The following is a 20,233-nucleotide window of genomic DNA, read 5'->3' on the forward strand; positions in this document are numbered from 1 at the left end:
GCAAGCCATTTCCTCAGCTTCATACATATCGCCGCCGCAATCCTATGGATGCGATGAATGTCGATTCAGCCTAGAGCTTCGCGTTGTTTCGAAACCAGCCCGCCAGCATCTCTTCGCCGACCGAACCGTCTGCGACGCCCATGATTGTCGTGAATATGTCGCGCTGCTGCGGTGCGCACGTAACACCATTTCTTTGCAGGAAGGCTGCAGCGACAAGATAGGCGACACGTTTGTTGCCGTCGACAAATGGGTGCGTCGTTGCAATGCCGAAACAATAGGCTGCGGCAAGATCAAACAGATCCGGTGCCGGCTTGTCGTAGAACCACTTGTTCACCGGCCTGTAGAGCGCTGCCTTCAGCCTATTGTCATCCGCGATGTCCGGTTGCGCGCCGCCAAAGAGCCGGTGAGATTCCAGGCTTATTGCAACCGCGACACTTGACGGAACCCATTTCGGTTCCTCGGCATCCGTCATCTATTTGGCCAATTCCCGCAACGCATCGCGATCGCGGGCCATAATACCGCGCGCAATCTCCATATATTCGGCCATTTCAGGATCATAGGGCGTCAGGAGAACACCATCACGCGTCTGAATACCAAAAAGCGTATCGCCTTCCTTGACGTTCAACTGACCGAGTATTTCCTTCGGTATAGTCGCAACGACGGAATTACCGGCCTTGCGTAGTTTGAATTCGAGCATATGATCACCTTGTTTGTATATACAGATGGTAATACAAACGTATGCACATTGCAAGATTACGATGACAGGCGACGCCATACGAGGCAGTCACCGTTGAAAATTCAGCGAGTGAGCCGCGCCGGCAGCCGGCTGTAGCCGCGGAAGCGGATACGGCCGCTGCGTTCGGCGCCGTCGGCGATGGCGTAGTCGGGATAGCGTTCCAGGAAACGGCCGATACCGATGCGGCCCTCCATTCTGGCAAGCGTGAGCCCGACACAGGTATGCGCGCCGCTGGCAAAGGCAAGATGGCGGTTGGGCCGGCGGTCGAGCATCATTTCATCGGGATTGTCGAACTGTGCCGGGTCGCGATTGGCCGCACCGATGCACAAATGCAGGTCGGTGCCGGCGGCGATCCGCTCGCCGCCGATCTCCACCGCTTCGGATGTCAGCCGGTTGCCGAACTGGTTGGGGCTTTCAAGGCGCAGGAACTCGTCCACCGCCGTCGGCATCAGGCCCGGATTTTCGAGCAACGCCGCCCGCGCATCCCGGTTCCGGTCGAGCAGCGCCAGCGCATTGCCGATGAGATTGGTGGTGGTCTCATGGCCGGCATTCAGGATGAAGATGCAGTTCTGGTAGAGTTCGACCTCGCTGAGGCCGCCATCGATGTCCGACTGGATCAGACGGGTCAGCACGTCGACCTCCGGATCGCCGGGGCGTGCCCGACGATCGGCGACGATCTCCCGCAGCAATGCAACGAAATCCGTGACCGCCCTGTTTCCTGTTTCATGTTGCTCCGGCGTCAGGCTGGGCTCCAGCGCACCAAGGATCGCCAGCGACCATTCGCGCAATGGCTCGCGCGCCGGACGCGGCAGGTCGAGCAGGTTGCCGATCACCTCGATGGGTATCGCACCGGCGAAATCGGCGATCAGTTCGACACTGTCCCTGCCCCCCATGCGATCGAGCAGATCGTCGACGAGCATAATAAGGCCGGGCTCCATGTGTTTGAGCGCCCGCGGGTTCATCGCTCCGACCATCACCTGCCGCACCCGCGTGTGGAGTGGCGGATCGTTGAAAACCAGCGACGTTGTATGGTGCTCGTAAAGCGGTGTCTCGGCGCCGTATTTCGGCGCGAACACCTTCTTCTTGTCGGAGATGAAGCGCCGTGTGTCCCGATAGATCATCTCCAGATCATCATAGCGCGACAGCACCACCGTACCGTCCGCCTGCCGGCAGACCGGCTCTTCCTCAAGCAGATGCCTGTAAGTGGGATAGGGATTGTCGACGAATTCGGAGGTCGGTTTTGTAATATCAAACATGCTTTGCCAGTTGCTGTGCCGCGAACTTGATTTTGCTGGAGCCCGGCTAGCGAATACGACGCAAATGCAACCGTCAAGCAGCTGTTCTTCGGCGCAATGGCGCGGCAGCAACAACATAGCAAAGAACTCGGAAATACTTCAGGCAAGCCCTCTTCTACTGACAGAAAAACGCCTTTCATAGCCCAATTGGGTTATGCGCGCCAAAATACTCGAAAATATGCTGCTCACGACCGGTTTCGTCAGCAGCAGACATCGTGACCGCATCTGCGAGCAGCGGTGCCGCGATCTGTGTGCCGACGGGACAATTTGACGGGCTAGATGGATGGGAGCGCCAAATGACGGATCTGCTTACTCTTCTGGGGGCACTTTATGCATGCAATGTCGCCGCTGAACAGGGACCACTGACACCGGATCAGACTTTGATTTGCGTCAGGAATCACGACGCCGTGAAAATGAAATTTCTGACCGCAGCGGAAATCGACAGCCTGAATGATCTGACATTCTCTGAAAAATACCAGCTCAGTCTGAAGGGGTATACGCGTTTCAAGACCTGGGAACGCGAAAATCCGGACGTCGTTGATCGCATCCGGAAACAGCAGGTAAACGAGATTTTTCCCGGCAGCTGAGGCCATTGCGACCGGCATCGCCTGCCCCTTGCCGAATACGTATCCGGCCGAGCTCGGTCAGAACGCGCGCTTCGCTGCCTGCGTGCTCCCGGGTCTGACGCTAAGCCGGCGAAACAATTATGCCTCCGGCACGGATGCTGATATACAATGAGAAGAGTTTCACGGCTATTGCAACTTGCCCCATGAACCAAGACATAAGAGATGCGATTCTGCGTATCTACGATACCGTCGCGGACCAAGCCATCTGGTCAGATGTGCTCGACAGACTGGCCGACCGTCTGAACGCCAGAGGCTGCCTGATTTTCGAACTCGGTAACGACGGACTTTCGGCGCATCACACATCATCATGGTATGAGGAGACCGCACTCCAGGAATATCTGGAAACGCATCAGAAGAGCGAGTTGACGGATCACGAAGTTTTCCGCAGACACAGCTTTTCCCACGATTCCGTGGACATCGTTCCAGATAGCGTCCTTTATGACGATATTGCCGAATTCACGTCGCGGAAGAATGTCCGGCACGTCATGCGATTCGGCATACTGCATCGCGCGGCCGCCCTGCTGAACAAGGACAATCCATTCGTCTCGCGATTCTCCGTACAGTTCAGATCCGACAGGAACGGGATTTCCGACAGCGAGCGCGCCTATCTCAACCAGCTTTTGCCGCACATAGCCAAGGCACTCGACCTCGGACGTCCGGCCTCCGATGTAGCGAGGCAGCACAGCGGCATATTGGCAGCGCTGAACAAACTGACAATTGGCGTGTGTCTGCTGGACCCTCAGGGAAGGCTCGTTGTCGCAAACGATGAATTCCTTCGCCAGCAGGAGACATATACAGTCTTCGACACTCTGGCGAATGGGCAGCTGGCACTTCGAAACGACCGGGATCAACAGAGATTCGTGGCTTTGAGGGAAGATGCGCTGAACCACGGAAAATTCGGCGCGCGCCCGCGCAAGGAAGCGATCATGACCGATAATGCCGGGTTTCTTTGCATCGAAATCGCACCGTTGAACAGGTCTGAGGAAATCGGCTCTCAGCCGTTTGAAGGCTGTATTCTCTACAGTCTGGATACCAGCCTGCCTCTGCACTTTCATACCCAGCCTCTCAAACAGGCCTACAATCTCACCGAAGCCGAGCTGTCACTGGTTGAAGCCATTGCGGAAGGCCTCACGAACGTGCAGATAGCCGAACGCCGGGGACGCGCGGTCGCGACCGTCAATGCACAGGTCAAATCCATACTGTCCAAGACAAATTGTGCCACGCGCACCCAATTCGTTCGGCTGCTGTCCGGATTCGGTGCGGATTTCACGATCGGTGATTCAGAAAAGAGATATTGAAGCAATGGTGCGGGCGGAGGGACTTGAACCCCCACGCCTTGCGGCGCCAGAACCTAAATCTGGTGCGTCTGCCAATTCCGCCACGCCCGCACGATCCCGGGAACAATCGACAACGGACCGGCCGGGAGCGCGTTTCTATATCACCGGCATTTCTTGCGTCAAAGCAAAAAACGGGCGGGCCGGTCGTTGGAACAAATCGGCGATTCGTGACGGTTCTTGCATGGCTAGCCATGCAAATTGGACATGGCTCCTATGCATATATTGCGCTGCACAATTTTTCTGGAACCCCTATATTTTGACCAAGTGGAAAACACGAAGCGGCGTTAAGCAGATACGGGGATTGAAGACATGAACTTGATGCTTACATACAAGAAATGGCGGAACTACAACCGCACCCGCGAAGCGCTTGAGCGCCTGGGTGATCGCGAACTGGCGGATCTGGGCGTTACGCGCGACAACATAAACGACATCGCCCGCAAGGCGTTGTAACACGAATACCGAGTTTCGCCGGGACATACTCCTCCTCCCAATGTCCCTGCGGATCGACTGGCAGCACTCCTCCTCCCAGCTGTCAGTCCACTAAAATGACGCCCGCTGGAACTCCTCCCCCGGCGGGCGTTATTTTTTGTCGAACGGCCTTCCGGTCTTTCGGCATCCCCCCACAAAAACGCATAGCGCAATTGCATATATTGCACTGCACAATCGGAATGGACGTTCCTATATTGGGGTCAACGCAATATTGCGGTGACAACACCGCCCCCACACAGTGAAGGACAAAAAAGATGGTATCTCTGAGACAGTCATTCAACAACTGGCGCCAGTACCGCAACACCTGCAACGAACTGTACCGCCTGTCTGATCGCGAGCTGAACGATCTCGGTATCGCACGCGGCGATATTCCCTTTGTCGCGCGCCGAGGCAACTGACGAACAAAACGGTTACCGGGCCTTTTCTCCTCCCATGGCCCGGACATTAAGGCTGGTTTTCTCCTCCTCCCATATGACTTCCAGCCTTTGATGAAACGCCCGCCGGACCTCCTCCCCCGGTGGGCGTTTTCTTTTTCCCGAAGGGCCGCCAAATGGTGCGAATCGGCAGTGCAAAAATTGCATAGCTGCCTTGCTGAAAATCACCTAACTCACCGGCGCGAAATCGCTAAATAGGGCTTGTTGTCAACACCCGAGGAAGGAGAGAGAAATGAGCATCCTCAAAGGTTACCAGAACTGGCGCAAGTACCGCCGCACCGCCGATCAGCTTCGCAGCCTGCCGGACAATGTGCTGAGCGATATCGGCGTCGACCGCTACTCCATCGACGAGTATGCACGCAAGGCCTCCAAATACTGATCATGTCCGATATTGGTCCAGCCAGGGGCGCTGAACCGGTTCGATAAGTCACGGCAACGAACTTATGACCGGCTCAGCGCCCCAATTGTATCTGGCCGGCACGAGAATTATCTGCCTGCCCAATTGATTGGACGATATCGGGCAAAGTGCTAAAACCGCCGGCATGAAAAAGACCGAAAAAACACTTCACGTCATCGGCGGCGGCCTTGCCGGCTCCGAAGCCGCCTGGCAAGCGGCCCGCATGGGGATCCCGGTGATCCTCCACGAGATGCGGCCGGTGCGCGGCACCGATGCCCACAAGACCGACGGCCTTGCCGAACTGGTCTGCTCCAACTCCTTCCGATCCGACGATTTCCAAGCCAACGCCGTCGGCGTCCTGCACCAGGAAATGCGCCTTGCGGATTCGCTCATCATGGCGAGCGCGGATCGTCACCAGGTGCCGGCCGGCAGCGCGCTTGCCGTCGATCGCGACGGATTTTCGAATGCCGTCACGCAAGTCCTTGAGGAACACCCGCTCATTACCATCGAACGTGGCGAGATCGCCGCATTGCCGCCGGCGGATTGGCAGCAATCCATCATCGCCACCGGCCCGTTGACAGCGCCCTCGCTGGCGGAAGCGATCAGAGAGGCGACCGGCGCGGAAGCCCTCGCCTTCTTCGACGCCATCGCACCGATCATCCACTTTGACACCATCGACATGGAAACGTGCTGGTTCCAGTCGCGCTACGACAAGGTCGGCCCCGGCGGAAACGGCAAGGACTACATCAACTGCCCGATGGACGAGGCGCAGTACAAAGCCTTTATCGATGCGCTGATTGACGGCGAGAAGACCGAGTTCAAGGAATGGGAGGGCACGCCCTATTTCGATGGCTGCCTGCCCATCGAGATCATGGCCGAACGCGGCCGCGAAACCTTGCGCCACGGGCCGATGAAACCCATGGGCCTGACCAACGCCCATGATCCAAAGGTCAAACCATACGCGGTCGTGCAACTGCGCCAGGACAATGCGCTGGGCACACTCTACAACATGGTCGGGTTCCAGACGAAGCTGAAATACGGCGTCCAGAAGGACATCTTCCAGATGATTCCGGGGCTTCAGAATGCCGAATTCGCGCGCCTCGGCGGCCTGCACCGCAACACCTATATCAACTCGCCGCAGCTGCTCGACGCCTCGCTGCAGCTCAAGGGCCGACCGGGCCTGCGTTTCGCCGGCCAGATCACCGGCTGCGAGGGCTATGTCGAATCGGCAGCAATCGGCCTGCTGACCGGGCGCTTCGCCGCCAGCGAACTGCTTGGCCATGACATAACACTGCCGCCGACGACAACGGCCTTCGGCGCGCTTATCGGTCACATCACAGGCGGTCATCTGTCCGCCGACGAGCCGGGCAAGCGCTCGTTCCAGCCCATGAATGTCAATTTCGGCCTGTTTCCGCCCGTGGAGATCGTCAAGCCGGAAGGCGTCAAGCGCTTTCGCGGCAAGGAAAAGGCGCGCGCCAAGAAACATGCCATCGCTGCACGCGCGCTTGCCGATTGCAGCCGTTGGCTGGGTGTCGAAAATCATACGGCCGCAGCCGAATAGGAGACCGTCCTTGTCCGAACTCGATTCGTCCTTCTTCCTCGTCCAACGCCACGGTCCGACGGTTCAGCTTTCGATGAACCGGCCGCAGAAGGCCAACGGCATGACGCCGGACTTCTGGACCGAGCTGCCGCGCCTCCTTGGCCTGCTCGACGCCGACGAGACGGTACGGGCCGTCGTCCTGACCGGCGAAGGCAAACACTTCACGGGCGGCATGGATCTGGCAGCCTTTGCATCCATTGCTGCGCTCTTCCAGCAGGAACCGGGTCGTGCGGCTTACGCCTTTCGCAAGAAAATCATGCAGTTGCAGGACGCGTTCACCGCCATCGAACGCGCACGCTTTCCGGTGATCGCGGCCATTCACGGCGCCTGTATCGGCGGCGGCATCGACATGATCTCGGCCTGCGATATGCGTCTTGCCAGCGGTGACGCCTATTTCGCGATCGAGGAAATTAATATCGGCATGGCCGCCGATGTCGGCACTTTGCAGCGCCTCCCGAAACTCATCTCACCCGCCATTGCAGCGGAGCTTGCCTATACGGGCCGCCGCTTCGCCGCGGAAGAAGCTTTGCGCATAGGCCTTCTCAGCGCGGTCACGGACAGCCGGGATGAACTGGTGAAAGCCGCACTGGCGCTCGCTGAGCGGATCAGCGCGAAATCGCCTCTGGCAATTGCCGGCATCAAGGCCAATCTGGCCTATAGCCGCGATCACGGCGTTGCCGACGGCCTTGATTACATGGCCACATGGAACGCCGGCATGTTGCGGCCGGAGGACCTGATGAACGCCGTGCAGGCGGCAATGGCCAAGAAAGAAGCCGAATTCGCCGACCTTTTGTCCGAGGGTTCACTCGCCATCTGATTTTTCCGCGAGTGCGGGCGAATCGGCTCCGACAACCGCGAACTCACCGCATAGCCACAGGGAGACCTCGGCGGCTTCCTCGACGCTGGAAAACTCGAAAAGCCCGCCGCCTGCCGCTCCCGGAAACGCGATGTTGATTGTCTGCGAATCCGGCGGTGCGCCGACCGTCAGTGTTTGCGGCTCAAGCAGGCGCGCGGCCGAGTGCAGCGCCGCGTGTTCGACGAAACCGACCCGGCTGTCCGCGAGCCGCAAAAACGCACTGCTGCCATCTCTTGTCATCACCACATTTCGTATCGGCAGGTCCGGAAACGCCCTGGAGAAGGATTCGATGGCCGATCCTGTATCCGCCATGCCGACTTCAGGCTCGACCCCGCTGCGACGCCAGCGCAGATAAAACAGCAGTGCGCTGCCGACGATAACGATGGCTGTCAGCAGCCAGAATCCTTCCGGCAGGTTCATCGTTCCGTTTCCAATATCGGTTGCGCCGATTATGCGCCTCACCGGGATGTTTGACAAATGTCCTACAGGCGCCCGCGCCGCGCCGCCCTCCAGAGGCGCAGCTGTCGCCGCCACTGGGCGAATTGAAGCGGCTCAGATAATAGCGCAGCACCCAGCCTTTCCGCGCGGTCGAACACCGGTTCGGCAAGGGCAAGCGGCAGAAAAGCGGCAAAGCTCCCGGATGGCAGTTGACCGACCATCGTCCGGGCCTCGGACAGGTGTTCCCGGCCAAGCGCAACAAATGCGGCTATCGCCTGACCAATCGCATCCTCATTTCGCGCGGCGAGGAAGGCGTCACGGTCGAGCCCGGTCGCCCGCAACAGATCGCCGGGAATATAGACTTGCCCCTGCGACCGGTGCACCGGGAGCAGCAACAGCGTTCCGGCGACCAGTTGCGCCACGCCGGCATGGCCTGCCGCGTCGGCGGAACGGCGTGCCGCATCCGGGCCCAGAACATTGACGCAAAGCTGGATGATCGCGGACGCGGTTTCGCCTGCGTAGCCTTCGAAGGCGTTCCGGTCGGGCATGGGATCGTCATACAGATCGAATTGGCGCGCGGCGATCATGTTGAGAAACGGTGCAGTGGAGAGCCCGTGCCTGTCAATCGTCGCCGCCAGCGCCGCGGCGACGGGATTCGCCTGCGCCGCACCGTGCGGGCTGCCCTCCAGGAAATCGCGCCACCATTGCAGGCGGACCTCTCCCATGGTCGGCTCGGTGATATTCTCGCGTATGCGGGCAATCTCGAGATTGAAAGCGTAAAGCGCGCTGATGGCGCCACGCGCGTCATGTGGCGTCAGGAGCGCGCAGAGATAGCGATCCCGGTCGCCGGCACGAAGAGCCGCAAGACAATGATCCGCATTCGGGATGACGCTGTCGGACAACGGGACCGGCTCAAACCGCGATCAACGCCGCGGCAACGGCGCGCGATTCGGCAAGCATCACATTGTAGGTCCGCACCGCCGCGCCGGTATTCATCGGGTCGGATATGATCCCGGCATCCCGCAACCTTATCTTGAGTTCCGGCGGCAGGCGGCGGATTTCTGTACCGGTGCCGACGAGCAGCACCTCTATGTCCGCTGATTCCTCCAGAACGCGTGCAAACAGCGCCGGCTCCAGAACGCTCTCCTCGGTCACGTCCCAGCCGTAAATTCCCGTTGGGAGGCAAAGCAGCGACCCGCGATGCGACATGCCGGCGAACCGGAAGCCGCCATTGCCATAGGCATCGATCGGCGCCCGGTCCGGAAAATGCGCGTCGCGGATTTCAATGCCCTTGCGCATACGTCACGCTGTCCCGGGCGCTGGCCCTTTTGCGTCCTTCTCGTCTTCTTCCGATCCCATGCCGGCCTGGAAGGTTTCCCCGCGCAGCTTGAACAGGATCAGAACAGGCGCCGCGACGAAGATTGACGAATAGGTACCGATGACCACGCCGAATATCATCGCGAATGTGAAGGAGCGTATGACCTCGCCGCCGAATATGAACAGCGCCGAAAGCGCCAGCAACGTCGTCACCGAGGTCAGGACCGTACGCGACAGCATCTGGTTGACCGAAAGATCAAGCAGGTCCGGCAGCGGCATCTTCTTGTAGCGCCTCAGATTCTCCCTGACGCGGTCATAGACAACCACCGTATCGTTGAGCGAGTAACCGATGATTGTCAGCACCGCCGCGATACTGGAGAGGTTGAACTCGATCTGGGTGATCGCGAACATGCCGATCGTCAGCACAACGTCATTGACGGTCGCAATAATGGCCCCGAGCGCGAACTGCCACTCAAAACGGAACCAGATATAGATCAGGATCGCGAACAGCGCCGCCAGAAGCGCAATCGTACCGGCGCGCGCCAGTTCCCCGGACACGACCGGGCCGACCGATTCAACGCGCACGATGTTGTAATCGGATTCCAGATCCGACCGGACCTTGGCGACAACCGTCTGTTCGGCGTTCTCGCCCGCGCCCTGCGCCTGAACACGGATCAGAACGTGTTCGGCGGAGCCGAATTCCTGAACCTGGATGTCACCGAGATTGAGATTCGACAGTCGCCCGCGTATGTCCCCGACATTGGCGGCCCCGGACTTCGATTCCACCTCGATAACCGAACCGCCGGTGAAGTCGATGCCGTAATTCATGCCCACTGTTCCAAACAGCACCAGCGAGCCGAGCGCGGCGGCCGCGCTGAACATGAATGTGAATTTGCGCAGCCACATGAACCGGTAATGGGCGCCGCTGAACAGGTCCGTCAGAAGCCCCTTCGGCAATTGCTTGGGACGGCGCCGGCGCACCCACTCTGCAATCATCCAGCGGGTCACCGTGAAGGCGGTGAAAACCGTGGTCACGATACCGATGGCAAGCGTTACGGCAAATCCGCGCACCGGCCCCGAGCCGAGATAGAACAGGATCACGGCGGCGATGAGCGTGGTGATGTTGGCATCGAGGATGGTTCCGAAGGCACGCTGGAAACCGGCATCGATGGCCTGGACCAATGAGCGCCCGCCGCGGCGTTCCTCGCGTATGCGCTCATAGATGAGGACATTGGAGTCCACGGCCATACCGACCGTCAGAACAATGCCGGCAATTCCGGGAAGCGTCAGCGTCGCGCCGATGAGCGTCAGAACGGCGATGATCATGATAACGTTGAAGATCAGCGCCAGGTTGGCGATCAGCCCGAGAAAACCATAGGCAATGAAAATGAACGCCACGACCAGGATCGCGCCGATAATGCCGGCCGTTTCACCGGCGGCAATGGAGTCGGCGCCAAGGCCCGGCCCGACCGTCCGCTCCTCCATTACGGTCAGCGTCGCCGGCAAGGCGCCGGCGCGCAGCAGCACCGCGAGATCGTTGGCCGACTCGACTGTGAAATTGCCCGATATCTGGCCGCTGCCACCCAGGATGGGCTCATTGATAACGGGTGCGGTAATAACCGCTTCGTCCAGCACGATGGCAAACGGATAGCCGACATTCTGTTGCGTGACCTGTCCGAAACGCTGGGCGCCGGCGGTGTCGAAACGGAAGGTGACGATCGGCTCGTTGGTGCGCTGGTCGAAGCCGGCCTGCGCATCGACGAGATTGTCGCCCGACAGCAGCGCCCGCTTCTGCAGCAGGAACGGGATCGGTGGATCGTCATTCGAATAGACAATCTCGGAGGTGACCGGCGGCCTGCCCCTCAACGCCTCTTCCGCCGACATTGAGCGGTCGACCAGGTGGAATGTCAGCTTGGCCGTCTGGCTGATGATGTCTTTCAGCCGCTGCGGATCGTCGAAACCCGGTACCTGGACAAGGATCCGGTCCTCTCCCTGGCGGGCGATGACCGGTTCCGTGGTGCCCAGCTCATCCACGCGTCGGCGCACGACTTCGATCGATTGCGAAACCGCTGAAGAGACCCGGTTGTCCAAACCCTCTTCGGTCAGCGTCATGCGCAGCAGACCGGGTTCGGGCTCCGACAGTTCGACCTCGCGCAGCGTACCGCCGCTCAACAGGCCGGCATTGACGAGTTGCGTCAATTCCGAAAGGGCTTCCTTTGCCCTTTCGACGTCATCGGCGTTGCGTATTCTCACCTGCCCGACCAGCCCGTTGCCGGACAGGCCGGTATAACCGATGCCGTCGTCACGCAGCAGCCGGCGCATGTCGTCGACAAGCGTATTCAGCCGCTCGGTTTCAATATCCTCCCGCTCGACCCGCACGAGCAGGTGCGAGCCGCCCTGCAAATCCAGTCCGAGGGTCAGTTGCTTTTTCGGAAACCAGTCCGGCATCGCCGCAAGCTGCTGCTGCGTGAACAGGTTTGGTGCCGCAAAGACCACGCCTGCCAGCACGGCAAGCCAGATAAGGGTTGTTTTCCAGCGGGAGAAATACAGCATCGCGTTCTCAGCTCATCGGATAATCGTGCCGGTTAAACGGCTGTTGGCGCCAAAGGGTCGGCACCGTTTATCCATCTACTTCTTTTGTGCCGTTTCTTGGACCGGTTCACCCTTCACTTTCACGTCAGCCAGAAGGGAACGCATGACACGAACCTTGAGGCCTTCCGCGATCTCGACTTCGATTTCGGTATCGTCGACAACCTTGGTCACTTTCCCGGTAATACCACCACCGGTCACCACCTGATCGCCGCGCCGCACATTGTTCAGCATTTCCTGGCGTTTTTTCATCTGCTGGCGCTGCGGCCGGATGATCAGGAAATACATGATAACAAAAATCAGGATGAACGGCATGATCGACACGAGGATGTCGCCGCCGCCGCCCCCTGCAGCCTGCGCATATGCCGGTGTTACAAACATCGAGTGGCTCCTTTTGGGAATTCTTTATTTATCTGACTTCAAGGCGGTAACGACCGGCCCTTTGCTTTGCCAGATATAGTGTCGCGGCCGCTATTGCAACTGCCGACGCAAGCTCCGGACCCTTTTCGTCAGCGCGCCGTCGTGCTACCGCACCCCGCAACCGCAACATTGAAGGGAAATGTCTTGGCAAAGGCGACGCTGCAAAATCTGCTTGAGGAAATCCAAAGGCTTACGGCTGCCGTCGAGTCGCTCAGCGGACCGCAGCAGGCACAAAACGACTTCGGTGCGGCCGATTGCTTCATCTGGGAACCAGCGATCGGTTACCTGCAGCCGGTCGCCAAGCCCAACCGGATCGATATCGCCCTGATACGCGGCGTCGACCGGGTGCGCGACATATTGCACGACAACACCAAACGCTTTGCCGAAGGATTTCCCGCCAATAATGTACTTCTTTGGGGCGCGCGCGGCATGGGCAAGTCCTCATTGGTCAAGGCGACGCACGCCGCAATCTGCGGCCATGAGCCCGGTGACAAGCAACACCCGCTCAAACTCGTCGAGATCCATCGGGAGGACATCGACAGCCTGCCGCAGCTGATGGCCCTGCTGCGCGGCCGCCCGGAACGCTTCATCCTGTTTTGCGACGACCTGTCTTTCGATCACGACGATACCACCTATAAATCGCTCAAGGCTGCCCTTGAGGGCGGGCTGGAAGGCCGCGCCGCCAATGTCGTCTTTTACGCGACATCCAACCGCCGCCACCTGATGCCGCGCGATATGATGGAAAACGAGCGTTCGACGGCCATCAATCCCTCGGAAGCTGTGGAGGAGAAGGTCTCGCTATCAGACCGGTTTGGCCTGTGGCTCGGCTTCCACAAATGCAGCCAGGACGAATATCTGGAAATGATCGATGTTTATGCGCGGCACTACGGGCTCGAAATGAGCTATGACCAGATGCATGCCGAGGCGCTCGAATGGGCGACCACCCGCGGCGCACGCTCCGGCCGCGTCGCCTGGCAGTTTATCCAGGACCTCGCAGGCCGGCTCGGAAAACGCTTCGACGACGCGTGAGCTGCGGCGATCGGGCTACTTTTCGTCCAGTTGCCAGACGCCATTCCAGTCCTTGGGGGCGCCGTCCCGGCGTATGATCGCCAGACGTTCGAGATAGACTTCGCTGACCGGATCGTTGAACTGCCGGCAGCCATCGAAGCCGGTTTCAGCCTTCGCCCAGTCTCCGGAACTGAAAGCGTCCAGGGCCGCCTCGAACCGCTCTTTCAGCTCGATGACAGGCTCCCCCAGCGCCGTCAGCTGCCCCAACGGCTCGTAGATGGCAACCGGTTCGGTTTTGCCCTTGACGATCAGGTTGTCGATCCTGCGGAACTCGAATTCGCCCGACGCCATCGCACAGGTCCGGCCGCATACCAGAACGCTGGTTCCGTAGACCTTGTTCGCCGCTTCCAGACGCGCACCGAGATTTACCGTATCGCCCATGACGGTGTAGTTCTTGGTTTTCTCCGAGCCGATCGATCCGACAACGGCCTCGCCGGTGGCAATGCCGATACGCATGGCAACGTCCGGCAGATCCCGCCTGAGGCCTGTCAGTTCCGGCAGCTCTTCCCGCAGTTTTTCAATCAGTGCCGAATCCTTCAGCGCCGCCCCGACCGCAAGCCTGGCCTGCTCGCCGTCCTCACAGAATGGCGCCGTCCAGAAGGCCATGATCGCATCGCCGATATATTTGTCGATCAGCCCCTGCTGCTCGGTGATGGGCTCCGACATCATGGAAAGGTACCTGTTGATCAACGTCACCAGGCCGCCCGGCGTGAAACGCTCTGAAATGCTGGTGAAATTGGCAATGTCGGCGAACAGGACGGAGACAACCTTCTTCTCGCCATTGACGAGCTCCATATTCGTATCGCCGATCAGGCCGGAAACCACACGCGGATCGACATACTGGCCGAATGTGTCCTTGATTTCCTCAGTCTTGCGCAGGCCCTCGACCATGCCATTGAAACTGCGGGCAAGGTCACCGATCTCGTCCGACGAAGAGGTTTCGAGTTGCCCGGTCAGATTGCCCGCCTCGACCTCCTGCGTACCGGCAACCAGCTGGCGCAGCGGTTTGAGCATGTTTTTAATGACAATGCTGCACAGGACGAGGGCGAGAACGCCTGACAAGGCTGCAAGGATGATGTTGATCCAAAGGGCCTGACGTTCGTGCTCCTCGGCCTTCAGGGCCGCGCTTTCTGTAAAGCCGGCAATCGATTCCCAGGTTGTGCGCAAATTGAGCGCCAACTGGTCCTCTTCTTCTTCAATGAGTTTTTCCAGTTCGAACCGCATCGGGCTGTCCTGGCGAAACGCTTCGATCAACAGCGTCAATTGCGAATGCAGATTGGAATGCTGCTGATCGATGGATTGCAGCTGCGGCAAAAGCGATTTCAACGCGTCGCGCCCCTCCTCCGTCTGTGCGGTGGTTATCGCTCGCGCAATCAGGGCCTCCGCCCTTTCAACAGCCTCATCCACCCTGGCTTCCCGGACCTCGAAATCGCGCTCTTCCAGAGAAACCAGGTTCTGCAGTTCGGTCCGCTGGTCTTCAAGTCGCGCCGACTTTTCCTCAATGGTCTCAAAGCCGCTCAGCAGGTGCCGCGGCACAATACCGGAGGCCAGTTCCTGCAGTTCCTCGTCAATGAGTTTGATGCCGGTCAGGTGTTTCTCGAGCCGCTCGACATGAATCTCCTGTTGGGCAATCTCCAGGTCGATCTCCGCAATCCGGTCTGAAATCGGAATGAAGATCTCCGCCAGATCCGATACTTCCTTGCTGACGAGATAGAGCTTGTAGGTGGAATAGGTGATCGATGCGCCCATGATGACGAAAACCAGGGCTGCGATGCCAAATATCTTATGCGGGATCTTCATGAAATTTCAGTTCCGAAAGCAGTCATTTTCCCGATTCGGCCGGTAAAGTTGATGCGCAAGGATCGCCCATTTCCTTGTAAAGCAGAAACGCCAATTCGCTAAATGAATGAAATTTAATGCAATCCGGCACAATCCGCCCGCCATTTACGGGTGGGCCGTTTTGAACGCCTGTTGCCGATACCAAATGGTGAAGTCGGCAAAACGCGTAAAACCGGGCCCGCAGGGAACAACGGACCCGGCTTTTCCTGCTTGAGACTGGAAGGTCTCTACTCGAGATATGTCAGCGGATCGACAGGCTTTGCGTCTTTCCTGATCTCGAAGTGCAGCTTGGGGCGGGTCGCCTGCCCGCTCATTCCCGAAAGCGCGACCACCTGGCCGCGCGAGACCTGATCGCCGCGCTCGACGATGAGTTCGCTGGCGTGGCCGTAAACACTCACCAGACCGTTTCCATGCCGCACGAGAACGGTCTTTCCGAATTCCTTCAATCCGGTGCCGGCGTAGATCACAACGCCATTTTCGGCGGCTTTGACCGGCGTTCCCTTGGGGAGCGATATATCAATGCCGTCATTTCTCGCGCCGCCATCGACGGCGCCGAAGCCACTCATGATCTGGCCCCGCGCCGGCCAGCGCAATTTGTCGATGCCGGTCGTCTTCGGCGTCGGTGTCGCGACGGCAGCGGCCTGGGCCGGCGTCTCTTCAGCATAGCTTTTAACGGTCGCAGCAGTACCTTTATTGGCCGGCACGCTCGCCGTCTGCACGCCATCGACGCGGCTATTTGCGCGTGGCACGATCAGGGTCTGCCCGACACGGATCGTCGCCGTGCTCAGACCGTTGGCAGCTTTCAGGGCGTTGACGGTGATTCCATTCCGGGTCGCGATACCGCTTAGCGAATCGCCGGGCTGGACCGTGTATGTGGCGCTCGTGCCCGCCGTGCTGCTGCTGGCCGCTATCGTTTTGTTTTCCGCAGCTTCAGGTGTCGTCGGCTTAGGTGTTGGCGCCTTGGGCAACACGGCCACCTGACGGTCCGGCGCCCGTTTCGGCAGCGGCACTTTGTCCGGCTGCGCTTCGCCCTGATAGCCGGTGCTTGCGCGGGCGGCGCGTGTCTTCGGATCATTGTCCGGCGCCGATACCGGTGTCGTGCGTGAATAGACATAGGTCGGAATGATGACGACCTGGCCGGCTGCAACCCTGGACGGATCGGCAATCTTGTTTGCCTTCATGATTTCCCGTGCAGGAACGCCGTAACGCCTGGAAAGATTGTAGATGGTCTCTCCGGGTGCAATCGCCACACGCGTTCCGCCCGTGGTCGTCCAGCCGCCGGCCACGTCGTTGCGCGCAGCCGCGCTTGACGGCGTCGTGCCGGTGATAATCGGATCGGGCGCAGTGCCGAGGCTGTTGCTTGAAGCCGGTGCTCGCGACGCAACCTGTTTTGGTGCCGGGACCGGTGTGGGAATGCGCGCGACCGGGACTTCGACTTTCTTCGTCACGGGCGCGCGCTGCAAGTCGGGCTCTTTCGCAGACACGACTGGAACCGGAGCAAGCCGGACGTCTTGCACCGGCGGCTCGATGGCCGGCGCCGAGCGAAGCGGCTTGCGTTCAACAGCCGGCTGCGCCACATAAACGGGCTGCTGCTGGCTTGTTGCCGGATAGGTCTGCGCAATGGATCCGGTATGGGTACGGTCATATGTGGAAGCGGTGTTTGCCGCAGATGCATCCCCCGGATAGGGTTGCGCAAGTGCTGGCTCGCCAGGCGCAGGCGCAGGCGCGGGTGCGCGCGCTGTCGCCGTCCCGGCATTGCGGCTGCCGACCGGCTCCGGCACAGTGCCGGTGAACAGTCCGTGATCGAAACGCGTCGCCTCCGAACTGCAACCTGCGGCAAGACTTGCCAAACAGACAGCGCCCGCCAGCCTTCTGGCGGTTTTCGACGAGATGGCTGATAGTCTGATACGCATCATACGAGCCCATGTACGCAAAACAACACGGGTACTATGTAACGGAGTTAAGGTTACTGCCGGGTTAAGCCATCTGTGAAAAATTACCCGGCGCAAATTGCCGTCATTCAGGCCTATTTTGCGGGTTTTACAGCCAACTTCGTGCCTTTAAAGAACCGCGGCACGGCCTTTCAACAGTGGCTGGAAACGCACGGAAAACAGATCCTCCTTCTCGAAGCGGCTGCCGATCTTGGTCAGCCGGACAACGGTCTGCGGCTGATCGGCTTCGCCGATCGCGGCGATCATCTTGCCGCCGGAAACAAGGCGCTCGGCAAACAGGCGCGGCATCTCCTGGAATGCTGCACCAACCAGGATGCGGTCGAATGTGCCTTCCTGCGGCGATCGTTCCTGACCATCGCCGGTTTCGACAACGATGTTGGAAAATCCGAGGCGGGAAAACCGTTGCGCGGCGAGCTGGGAAAGCGTCCGATAGCGGTCGACGGTCACCACCCGCTCGACAATCCGGGAAAGCGCTGCGGCCGTAAATCCTGAGCCCGTTCCCACTTCGAGAACGCGCTGACCCGCTTCGATCTCCAGATTGTGAAGGAGACGCAGGCTGAGATCGGCGCCTTCCATATACTCCCCGCACTCGATCGGGATACTGCGCGGCGAATAGGCCAGATCCATATATTGCGGCGGTGTGAACATGCTGCGCGGTGTCTGCTCCACCGCGGCGACAAGGCGATTGTCCGATATGCCTTCCGCGCGCAGCCGCAACACCAGCGACGCAAGTCCCTCCTTCTCGCTCAGTGCGGCCTTCAACCAAGCGCCTCCGCGATCCGCTGCTGGACGGAGTAGTCGGTGAAATCCAGCTTGAGCGGCGTCACCGAAATCTTGTTGTCCCCCAGCGCTTCCAGGTCCGTTCCCGGCTTGAACTCCTTGGTCTGGTGGGAAAAACGCAGCCAGTAGTAGGGAACGCCGCGCGCGTCCTCGCGGCGGTCGAGATCAATCCCGTGAACCAGCTTGCCCTGCGACGTCACCGTGACGCCGTCGATGTCCTCGGCGCGGCTATAGGGGAAATTCACATTGAGAAACGTGCCGGGCGGCAGGTCGATGTCAATGAGCTTGCTCAGCAATTCCGGTGCGACGGCCTCGGTCGTCCCCCAGGGGACCATGCGTCCATCGTCCCATTTGTAGGCCTGGCTCAATGCGATGGAACGGATGCCGAGCAGCGTGCCTTCGATGGCGCCGGCCACCGTTCCGGAATAGGTCACGCCATCGGCGACATTGACGCCCGCATTGACGCCCGAAAGCACCAGGTCGGGCGGCGAGTCCATCAGATCCCTCACAGCCATGATCACGCAATCCGTTGGCGTGCCGCGCAGTGCGTAATGCCGCTCCGAAACTTCACGCAGCCGCAGCGGCTCGGACAGGGTCAATGAGTGCGCCAGGCCGCTCTGGTCGGTTTCGGGCGCCACAATCCAGATATCGTCGGACAGGGTTCGCGCAATGCGTTCGAGCGCGGCAAGGCCTTCCGCATGAATTCCGTCATCATTGGTCAGCAATATCCGCATCCGAAGGTCTCTTTCCTTCCGCAATCCCGTCAGTCGGCGCGCTCGATACGCGTCAGGCCACCCATATAGGGCAGCAGCGCATCGGGCACCGTGACGGAACCGTCCTCGTTGAGATAATTTTCCATGACAGCGATCAGCGCCCGGCCGACGGCGACACCGGAGCCGTTGAGCGTGTGCACGAACCGGACACCTTTTTCACCGGGTATCCGGTAACGCGCCTGCATGCGGCGCGCCTGGAAGTCGCCGCAGACGGAGCAGGACGAAATCTCGCGATACGTGCCCTGCCCCGGCAGCCAGGCCTCCAGGTCATAGGTCTTGCGCGCGGCAAATCCCATGTCGCCCGTGCACAGCGCCATGACCCGGTAATGCAGGCCGAGCCGCTTGAGCACTTCTTCCGCGCACGACGTCATGCGCTCCAATTCGTCGATGGACGTTTCCGCATCGGTGATCGAAACGAGTTCGACCTTGTTGAACTGGTGCTGGCGCAGCATGCCGCGCGTATCGCGCCCGGCGGCGCCGGCTTCAAGGCGGAAACACGGCGTCAGCGCTGTGAAACGAAGCGGCAGCTGATCGTGCTCGAGGATTTCCTCGCGCACCAGATTGGTCAGTGACACCTCGGCTGTGGGGATCAGCCAGCGGCCATCCGTCGTGTGGAACAGGTCATCAGCAAATTTCGGCAATTGCCCGGTACCATACGCCACCTCATCGCGCACCAGGAGCGGTGGCTGCACTTCCGTATAGCCGTGCTCGCTCGTGTGCAGGTCGAGCATGAACTGTCCGAGGGCGCGCTCAAGGCGCGCGAGTTGGCTTCGCAGCACAACAAAGCGGCTGCCCGAAAGCCGCGAGGCAGTCTCGAAATCCATCTGGCCGAGCGCTTCGCCGATATCGAAATGCTCCATAGCCGCATGGTTCCAGCCGGGTTTCTCGCCGACAAGGCGCTCCTGAACATTGTCGGCCTCATCGGCGCCGACAGGCACTTCCTCGAGCGGGATGTTGGGAATTCCGGCGAGCGCATCCTCCAGACGGCTATCCAGAACCCGTGCATCCTCCTCCGCCGCCTGAAGCGCAGATTTCAGCTCGGCGACCTCGGCCTTGAGGCTCTCGGCCGTCTCCAGGTCCTTGCGTCCCATGGCCGCGCCGATTTCCTTGGAGGCCGCATTCCGGCGCGCCTGCATGTCCTGCAATTTCTGCACATGCTGACGGCGCTCTTCATCAAATCTGATCAGATCGGATGCCGACGGCTCCGCACCACGGCTGGCAAGAGCCGCATCGAGCGCATCGGCGTTTTCACGTATCCATTTGATATCAAGCATGTTCGTGGCCCAG

At 59.8% G+C, this 20,233-nt stretch carries 21 protein-coding genes and 1 tRNA gene; 8 read left to right on the plus strand and 14 right to left on the minus strand.

The window, feature by feature from the left end:
* Positions 1-70: 70 nt before the first annotated feature.
* The 3 genes from OOZ53_RS14850 to OOZ53_RS14860 form a co-directional block, all read right to left on the minus strand.
* Positions 71-472: a type II toxin-antitoxin system death-on-curing family toxin gene (locus tag OOZ53_RS14850; protein WP_271090428.1), complete on the minus strand. Its 402-nt coding sequence runs from the start codon at positions 470-472 to the stop codon at positions 71-73.
* A complete protein-coding gene (locus tag OOZ53_RS14855) occupies positions 473-697 on the minus strand; it encodes an AbrB/MazE/SpoVT family DNA-binding domain-containing protein (RefSeq protein ID WP_271090429.1) in 225 nt (74 codons plus the stop codon).
* 101 nt (positions 698-798) lie between these two features.
* Positions 799-1,992, minus strand: a complete 1,194-nt coding sequence (locus OOZ53_RS14860) for a cytochrome P450 (protein ID WP_271090430.1) — start codon at positions 1,990-1,992, stop codon at positions 799-801.
* Between the two features lie 335 nt (positions 1,993-2,327).
* Between OOZ53_RS14860 and OOZ53_RS14865 the strand changes: the two genes are divergently transcribed.
* Positions 2,328-2,618 carry a hypothetical protein gene (locus OOZ53_RS14865; protein ID WP_271090431.1) on the plus strand — a complete coding sequence of 97 codons (291 nt, stop codon included), beginning with the start codon at positions 2,328-2,330 and terminating at the stop codon, positions 2,616-2,618.
* 182 nt (positions 2,619-2,800) lie between these two features.
* Positions 2,801-3,955 carry a LuxR C-terminal-related transcriptional regulator gene (locus OOZ53_RS14870; protein ID WP_271090432.1) on the plus strand — a complete coding sequence of 385 codons (1,155 nt, stop codon included), beginning with the start codon at positions 2,801-2,803 and terminating at the stop codon, positions 3,953-3,955.
* A 5-nt stretch (positions 3,956-3,960) separates the two neighbouring features.
* Here OOZ53_RS14870 and OOZ53_RS14875 read toward each other — a convergent pair.
* Positions 3,961-4,045 (minus strand) — tRNA-Leu (locus OOZ53_RS14875).
* 258 nt (positions 4,046-4,303) lie between these two features.
* Between OOZ53_RS14875 and OOZ53_RS14880 the strand changes: the two genes are divergently transcribed.
* The 5 genes from OOZ53_RS14880 (at position 4,304) to OOZ53_RS14900 (ending at position 7,731) form a co-directional block, all read left to right on the plus strand.
* Positions 4,304-4,444, plus strand: a complete 141-nt coding sequence (locus OOZ53_RS14880) for a DUF1127 domain-containing protein (protein ID WP_271090433.1) — start codon at positions 4,304-4,306, stop codon at positions 4,442-4,444.
* Between the two features lie 293 nt (positions 4,445-4,737).
* Positions 4,738-4,881 carry a DUF1127 domain-containing protein gene (locus OOZ53_RS14885; protein WP_271090434.1) on the plus strand — a complete coding sequence of 48 codons (144 nt, stop codon included), beginning with the start codon at positions 4,738-4,740 and terminating at the stop codon, positions 4,879-4,881.
* Positions 4,882-5,149: 268 nt separating this feature from the next.
* Entirely contained in the window at positions 5,150-5,296 is a 147-nt protein-coding gene (locus OOZ53_RS14890) for a DUF1127 domain-containing protein (RefSeq protein ID WP_271090435.1), read from the plus strand.
* Between the two features lie 163 nt (positions 5,297-5,459).
* Positions 5,460-6,875, plus strand: a complete 1,416-nt coding sequence (gene trmFO, locus OOZ53_RS14895) for a methylenetetrahydrofolate--tRNA-(uracil(54)-C(5))-methyltransferase (FADH(2)-oxidizing) TrmFO (protein WP_271090436.1) — start codon at positions 5,460-5,462, stop codon at positions 6,873-6,875.
* 10 nt (positions 6,876-6,885) lie between these two features.
* The gene (locus tag OOZ53_RS14900) at positions 6,886-7,731 is read left to right on the plus strand and encodes a crotonase/enoyl-CoA hydratase family protein (protein WP_271090437.1); all 846 of its coding nucleotides are present in this window, start codon (positions 6,886-6,888) and stop codon (positions 7,729-7,731) included.
* Here OOZ53_RS14900 and OOZ53_RS14905 read toward each other — a convergent pair.
* The 5 genes from OOZ53_RS14905 to yajC form a co-directional block, all read right to left on the minus strand.
* Entirely contained in the window at positions 7,717-8,190 is a 474-nt protein-coding gene (locus OOZ53_RS14905) for a hypothetical protein (protein WP_271090438.1), read from the minus strand. The genes OOZ53_RS14900 and OOZ53_RS14905 overlap by 15 nt on opposite strands.
* A 62-nt stretch (positions 8,191-8,252) precedes the next feature.
* A complete protein-coding gene (locus tag OOZ53_RS14910; protein ID WP_271090439.1) occupies positions 8,253-9,110 on the minus strand; it encodes a phytoene/squalene synthase family protein in 858 nt (285 codons plus the stop codon).
* A gap of 10 nt (positions 9,111-9,120) precedes the next feature.
* Positions 9,121-9,507, minus strand: a complete 387-nt coding sequence (locus OOZ53_RS14915; protein ID WP_271090440.1) for an Mth938-like domain-containing protein — start codon at positions 9,505-9,507, stop codon at positions 9,121-9,123.
* Positions 9,508-9,510: 3 nt separating this feature from the next.
* Positions 9,511-12,078: a protein translocase subunit SecDF gene (secDF, locus tag OOZ53_RS14920; protein WP_271090441.1), complete on the minus strand. Its 2,568-nt coding sequence runs from the start codon at positions 12,076-12,078 to the stop codon at positions 9,511-9,513.
* Between the two features lie 75 nt (positions 12,079-12,153).
* A complete protein-coding gene (gene yajC, locus OOZ53_RS14925; protein ID WP_271090442.1) occupies positions 12,154-12,495 on the minus strand; it encodes a preprotein translocase subunit YajC in 342 nt (113 codons plus the stop codon).
* 183 nt (positions 12,496-12,678) lie between these two features.
* Between yajC and OOZ53_RS14930 the strand changes: the two genes are divergently transcribed.
* A complete protein-coding gene (locus tag OOZ53_RS14930) occupies positions 12,679-13,563 on the plus strand; it encodes an ATP-binding protein (protein WP_271090443.1) in 885 nt (294 codons plus the stop codon).
* Between the two features lie 15 nt (positions 13,564-13,578).
* Here OOZ53_RS14930 and OOZ53_RS14935 read toward each other — a convergent pair whose 3' ends face one another.
* From OOZ53_RS14935 to serS, 5 genes are all read right to left on the minus strand, one after another.
* Complete coding sequence (locus OOZ53_RS14935) at positions 13,579-15,402, minus strand: adenylate/guanylate cyclase domain-containing protein (protein WP_271090444.1); 1,824 nt, start codon at positions 15,400-15,402, stop codon at positions 13,579-13,581.
* Between the two features lie 266 nt (positions 15,403-15,668).
* Positions 15,669-17,354: a peptidoglycan DD-metalloendopeptidase family protein gene (locus tag OOZ53_RS14940; RefSeq protein ID WP_271090445.1), complete on the minus strand. Its 1,686-nt coding sequence runs from the start codon at positions 17,352-17,354 to the stop codon at positions 15,669-15,671.
* A gap of 147 nt (positions 17,355-17,501) precedes the next feature.
* Positions 17,502-18,155, minus strand: a complete 654-nt coding sequence (locus tag OOZ53_RS14945) for a protein-L-isoaspartate(D-aspartate) O-methyltransferase (protein ID WP_271090446.1) — start codon at positions 18,153-18,155, stop codon at positions 17,502-17,504.
* Positions 18,152-18,907 carry a 5'/3'-nucleotidase SurE gene (gene surE / locus OOZ53_RS14950; protein ID WP_271090447.1) on the minus strand — a complete coding sequence of 252 codons (756 nt, stop codon included), beginning with the start codon at positions 18,905-18,907 and terminating at the stop codon, positions 18,152-18,154. Before surE ends, OOZ53_RS14945 begins: the two co-directional genes overlap by 4 nt.
* A gap of 29 nt (positions 18,908-18,936) precedes the next feature.
* Complete coding sequence (gene serS / locus OOZ53_RS14955) at positions 18,937-20,220, minus strand: serine--tRNA ligase (protein ID WP_271090448.1); 1,284 nt, start codon at positions 20,218-20,220, stop codon at positions 18,937-18,939.
* Positions 20,221-20,233 lie beyond the last annotated feature (13 nt).

The organism is Allohoeflea poritis, from assembly GCF_027889715.1.
GTDB lineage: Bacteria > Pseudomonadota > Alphaproteobacteria > Rhizobiales > Rhizobiaceae > Hoeflea_A > Hoeflea_A poritis.